This is a genomic window from Mycobacterium sp. TH-M15 (assembly GCF_057473705.1).
This window is the reverse complement of the sequence record NZ_JBYCLB010000252.1, coordinates 1-2,163: the sequence shown is the minus strand read 5'-3', so window position 1 is coordinate 2,163 and position 2,163 is coordinate 1. Positions and strand designations below refer to the sequence as shown.

The window sequence follows — 2,163 nt, the reverse complement described above, 5'->3', positions numbered from 1 at the left end:
CCGTCACCGCGTCGCGCACCTCGGCGACGACGAACTGGGAGTGCTTGGTCTCGGCGAGCACCGCGCGCACCACCTCGGCCACCTCGTCGGGCATACCGTCGGCGATGTCCAGGTAGAAGTCGGCGGCCAGAGCGTCACCGACGTAGGTCTTGACCAGCGCCTCCAGCCAGGTGCTGGGCATGGTCAGCCGGTGGTAGCCGTCCAGCGCGGACGCGTACTTCGACATCGCCGCCACCACGTCGACACCGCGCCGCTGCAGCGCCTCGGCCAGCAGGCCGTAGTGCCCCATCTCGGCGGCGGCCATGTTGGCCATCGAGATCCGGCCGCGCAGGTCGGGCGCCATCCGCGCTTCGTCGGTGAGCCGGTAGAACGCCGCCACCTCGCCGTAGGCGAGCAGCGCGAACAGTTCGCTGACGCCGGGATGGTCGACGGCCAGCCGCGGCGGCGGGGTCGACGTCACCTGCTCGGCGGGTGGACCGGAATTCATGGGCACACTCTAGGCGACCCCGCCGCGACCCGGCCGCGGCCCGCGGGTGTCGGCGCCGACCAGGTAGTATCTGCGGCAGGCAGTGCAGTGCCGGTACGGCGGCTGCCGAAGAAATGCGCGTGCATGCGATCGGCCCCGACGAGTTCGCGGCCCGGGAATCGGCTCGGCAGGTATCGACGTCTCACCGCGTGCGCGCTGGAACCGCAACGCGATCGATCGATACAGATCCGACCCACCGAAAGGCGACGCACCCCCGCATGAGCCCGCTCATCACCCCCAAACCCACCGCCCAGCCCACCTTCGCCGACCTCGGCGTCCGCGACGAGATCGTCCGGGCGCTCGCCGAGGACGGCATCGAGCATCCGTTCGCGATCCAGGAGCTCACCCTGCCGCTGGCCCTGGCCGGCGACGACCTGATCGGCCAGGCCCGCACCGGGATGGGCAAGACCTTCGCCTTCGGGGTACCGCTGCTGCAGCGGATCAGCACCGAAGCCGACAAGCCGCTCACCGGGGTACCCCGGGGGCTGGTGGTGGTGCCCACCCGCGAACTGTGCATCCAGGTCTCCGGCGACTTGGCCGACGCGGCCAAGTACCTGACCGCTGCCGGCTCGGATGGCCAGGCCGACGAGCGCGGTACCCGCTCGTTGTCGGTGGTCGCCATCTACGGGGGCCGGCCGTACGAGCCGCAGGTCGAGGCGCTACGCGCCGGTGCCGACGTGGTGGTGGGCACCCCGGGCCGGCTGCTGGACCTGTCCCAGCAGGGCCACCTGCAGCTGGGCGGGCTGGCGTCGCTGGTGCTCGACGAGGCCGACGAGATGCTCGACCTGGGCTTCCTGCCGGACATCGAACGCATCCTGGCCCAGATCCCCGACGACCGGCAGTCGATGCTGTTCTCGGCGACCATGCCCGGCCCGATCATCACGCTGGCCCGCAGCTTCATGAACCAGCCCACCCACATCCGGGCCGAGGCGCCGCACTCCTCGGCGGTGCACGACGCGACCGACCAGTTCGTCTACCGGGCCCACGCGCTGGACAAGGTGGAGCTGGTCGGCCGGGTGCTGCAGGCCCGCGGCCGGGGCGCCACGATGATCTTCACCCGCACCAAGCGCACCGCGCAGAAGGTCGCCGACGACCTCGCCGAGCGCGGCTTCAAGGTCGGCGCGGTGCACGGTGACCTCAACCAGGTGGCCCGAGAGAAGGCGCTCACGGCGTTCCGCTCCGGCGACGTCGACGTGCTGGTGGCCACCGACGTGGCGGCCCGCGGCATCGACATCGACGACGTCACCCACGTCATCAACTACCAGTGCCCCGACGACGAGAAGACCTACGTGCACCGGATCGGCCGCACCGGCCGGGCCGGCCGCACCGGGGTGGCGGTCACCCTGGTCGACTGGGACGAACTGGCCCGCTGGACGCTGATCGACAAGGCGCTGAGTCTGGGCTGCCCCGATCCGGCGGAGACCTACTCGAGCTCGCCGCATCTCTACACCGAGTTGGGCATCCCGACCGAGGCCACCGGCCGGATCGGCAAACCGCGCTCCGGATCGGGCCGCCGGCCCGCCGGCGGCACCGGCTCCGGGTCCGAGCGCCAGCGGGCCCCGCGCAACCCGGACCGGTCGCGGCGGCGCACCCGCGGCGGCAAGCCGGCGGGCGGGGACCAACCCGAGGGCGCGACC

Annotated in this window: 2 protein-coding genes; one reads left to right on the top strand and one right to left on the bottom strand. The window is 72.1% G+C overall.

Annotation, left to right across the window (positions count from 1 at the left end; translation table 11 throughout):
* The coding region (locus tag AC2VNT_RS06050; protein ID WP_486945990.1) for a ferritin-like fold-containing protein at positions 1-487 on the bottom strand (487 nt) is incomplete at its 3' end.
* Between the two features lie 257 nt (positions 488-744).
* Here AC2VNT_RS06050 and AC2VNT_RS06045 point away from each other — a divergent pair.
* Positions 745-2,163: DEAD/DEAH box helicase (locus AC2VNT_RS06045; RefSeq protein ID WP_486945989.1), on the top strand; the 1,419-nt coding region annotated here is incomplete at its 3' end.